Origin of the sequence: Curtobacterium flaccumfaciens UCD-AKU (assembly GCF_000349565.1) — a bacterium.
In the GTDB taxonomy this organism is placed as follows: Bacteria; Actinomycetota; Actinomycetes; order Actinomycetales; family Microbacteriaceae; genus Curtobacterium; species Curtobacterium poinsettiae.
Genome location: NZ_KB714631.1, coordinates 191,329 through 194,498 on the forward strand (window position 1 = coordinate 191,329; position 3,170 = coordinate 194,498).

Sequence of the window (3,170 nt, forward strand, 5' to 3'; positions counted from 1 at the left end):
GCTGGCACCGTGCCTCCCGTCAGGTTCCGTGTGGGCTTCCGGGCCTCGGACTGCCCGCGCTCAGGCGGACTGGCCGAGGAGGCCTCCGGTGAACTCGCGCAGGGCCCGGGTCGCACGCTGCGACAGGGTTGCCTCCGGCATCATGCTGGTCGACCCGTGGAACGCTCCCGGCCAGACGTGCAGTTCCGCCTGGACACCAGCGGCCCAGAGCGCGCTGGCGTAGGCGACGGTCTCGTCGCGGAACACCTCGGTGCTGCCGCAGTCGACGTACGCGGGCGGGAGCCCGGCGAGGTCCCTCGCGCGGCCGGGGGCGGCGTAGATCGACACGTCCTCGCCACCCCGCCGGTCACCGAGGTAGGCGTCCCAGCCGAACCGTGTCATCTCCCGGTCGGCGACCCCGACACCGTCGAACTGCCGAGCCGACAGGGTCGCGTCGCGGTCGTCGAGCATGGGACTCACGAGCACCTGGCCGATCACGGTCGGCCCCTGTCGGTCGCGGGCGAGGAGGGCCGTGCCTGCGGCGAGACCGGCACCGGCGCTCTGCCCGACGAGGACGATGCGCTCCGGGTCGATGCCGAGTTCGTCGGCGTGCTCGGCAGCCCAGACGAGTCCGGCGTAGCAGTCCTCGACCGGGTAGGGGTCCGGGTGCTCCGGAGCCAGGCGGTAGTCGGGGCTGACCAGGACGACGTCGTGCACGAGCAGCCACTCGTCGTAGGAGTCGAGGTTGCCGAGGTGGTGGCCGAACATCATGCCGCCGCCGTGGATCGCGTAGGCCAGGGCGGCCGTGCCGGTGCGGCCGGTGCGCTGGATCACGGCGAGGTCGATCGGGTCGCCGCGGTGCCCCGGGACCGTGACGCTGCGGCGCTCGAGGCCGCGAGCACGCAGTCCTTCGTCGAGCTGCGCCTCCGTCATGTCGAGCTGGCGCATCTGCGGCAGCATCTGGGTCGTGAGGTGGAAGCGGCCGCGCGCGTCCATGGCGGTGAGGAAGGGGACGAACTCAGGATCGAACGGCGGGCGGGGGAGGGCGATGGTGTCAGACACGGGAGGGCTCCTCGGTGATGGTGGTCTGGTCGGTGTGTGCGGGGGTGGGGCCGGCAGGGTCGGCGCGGATCGTGCCTTCCCGGACGTCGCTCGTCCGGGCTCGGAGCATGCCGGCCACGACGAGCAGGGCTGCGATCACGGCGAGGCCGAGACCGGCGATGGTGAGAGCGTCCTGGAACCCCTCGAGCCGGGCGGCGGTCCAGGTGGTCGTGGTGATGCTCCCGGCGACGAAGGCTGCGACGATCGTCCCCGCCGTGGCGACCGCAACACCGCTCGCGAGCTCGCTCGAGGTGTCGACGAGCGCGGCCCCGACCGAGGTGCGGTCCGCGGGGAGACCGGTGAGGACGGAGGCGCCGGCGACGACGCCCACCACGCGCATGCCAGCAGCGACGAGCACGAGCGCGACGAGCACCCACGGGTACCCGTACCGGCTCAGGGTGCCGAAGACCACGAGCCCTGCGACGACCGAGACGGCGCTCGTCCAGGCGGCGCGGCCCAGGCCGACCCGCTGCACGAACGGTCCGACGAAGCGGCCTCCGACGAGCAGCACGACCACCTGTGGCAGCGTTCCGAGCGCGGCCAGGGCCGGCGGCCAGCCCCAGGCGAACTGCAGCTGCAGGGTCACGAGGTACGACAGCCCCGCGACGGCGAGACCCGACGCGGCCTTGAACGCCAGTCCGCTCGAGACCAGTGGACGAGCGAGCAGGTGCAGGTCGATCAGCGGGTGCCGGGCGGTCCGCTCCCGGACGACGAACCCCACCGCGCAGGCGACGGTCAGGGCGAGGGCGGCCCACCCCGACCAGTCCGCTGTTCCGGACTCGACCAGGATCGTCGGTGTCACGAGCGCCCCTGCGGTCGTCGCGGTGCCGAGCAGTGCCCCGATCACGTCGACCGGGTCGCGGCGGAGTCCTGCAGCCTCGTCGCGGACGACACCGGACCGGATGCCGACGAGCGCGAGGACCGCGATCGGCACGTCGGCCAGCAGCAGCACCTGCCACGGTGCGACGGCGAGCACGAACCCGCCGACGGTCGGCCCGATGGCAAGTCCCACGAGCCCGGCCGTCGAGATGACGGTGAGCGCCCGGACCCGGAGCCCTTCGTCGTCGAAGAGCCGGAACGCCAGCGCCATCGACCCGGGTGTCGTCATCGCCGCAGCGATGCCCATCGCGACCCGCACGGCGATCAGTTGCTCGGTCGACGTGACCACCGCCGTGGCGAGGCTCGCCAGGGCCAGCAGGACGAGCCCGGCGAGCATGACCCGGCGGCGACCGATGCGGTCGGCGACGGCGCCGAACAGGAGCATCAGCCCGCCGAAGGCGACCGAGTAGGCACCCGAGACCCACTGCAGGCCCGTCGTCGACGAGCCCAGGTCGCGACCGATCGTGGGCAGGGCGACGTTGAGCACGGAGTTGTCGAGCATCTCGAACAGGAACACCGCCGACAGTCCGGCGAGGGCGATCCATGCGTCGCGCAGACGAGGAGACAGGCCACCGGCGGGCACGTGCCCGGGGCTGCGAGGGGAACTGGGGGACACGATGGCGCACTCCTTCGAGGGAAGAAGTGGCGACTCGTTCGATGCCGCGTGCTGGTGCGTCGCAGATCGCGGCGCCTTTTACCTCAGTGATCCAGACCATACACGGACCGACCGGTCGACGGAAGTCCGCGCGCGGGAGCGGTCGCCGCAGGACCTACCCTGGACGGATGCTCTCCCGCCGCGAAGCCGCCGTCCGGCTCGACATCCCCCTCGAGATGGCGACCCGCCACGGCATCCCGTCGCGCCTGAGCGAAGCGGAGCTCGACGCGATCGAGCAGGACCCGCCCGCCTGGCTCGTGCAGTCCCGCGCCAACCGCACCGGCACCAAGAAGGTCTGGGTCCGTCTGGAGTGCGTGGTCTGCGGCTTCGACGAAGAGGCACGCCCGAAGAAGTGGTGGCCCGAGTGGGACTACCTGATGTGCGACTACCACGCCCCGTACCAGGCGCCCGAGCCCACCGCCGGGCTGACGCGGCGCGAGGTCGAGGGCATCGGCAGCCGTTTCATCGCCCTGGTCGACGAGAAGCCCTAGCCCACAGGCTCTGCAGGGCGCGCTGCGGCAAGCAGACGCGACCACGCAGACGGACGGGAGGCCCG

The 3,170-nt window shown here is 72.3% G+C and carries 3 protein-coding genes; 1 reads left to right on the top strand and 2 read right to left on the bottom strand.

Annotation, left to right across the window (positions count from 1 at the left end):
* Positions 1 to 60: 60 nt before the first annotated feature.
* Positions 61 to 1,041: an alpha/beta hydrolase gene (locus tag H489_RS34505; RefSeq protein ID WP_017888441.1), complete on the bottom strand. Its 981-nt coding sequence runs from the start codon at positions 1,039 to 1,041 to the stop codon at positions 61 to 63.
* Entirely contained in the window at positions 1,034 to 2,575 is a 1,542-nt protein-coding gene (locus H489_RS34510; RefSeq protein WP_231564052.1) for an MFS transporter, read from the bottom strand. The genes H489_RS34505 and H489_RS34510 overlap by 8 nt, the downstream gene beginning before the upstream one ends.
* Positions 2,576 to 2,742: 167 nt before the next feature.
* On the opposite strand from H489_RS34510, the gene H489_RS34515 reads away from it, so the two are divergent.
* On the top strand, positions 2,743 to 3,105 hold the full coding sequence (locus H489_RS34515) for a hypothetical protein (RefSeq protein WP_017888443.1): 363 nt from the start codon (positions 2,743 to 2,745) through the stop codon (positions 3,103 to 3,105).
* Positions 3,106 to 3,170 lie beyond the last annotated feature (65 nt).

Bases quoted from the DNA above. Each gene is read 5' to 3' on its own strand.
- H489_RS34515 (WP_017888443.1), top strand. From the start codon at position 2,743: ATGCTCTCCCGCCGCGAAGCCGCCGTCCGGCTCGACATCCCCCTCGAG.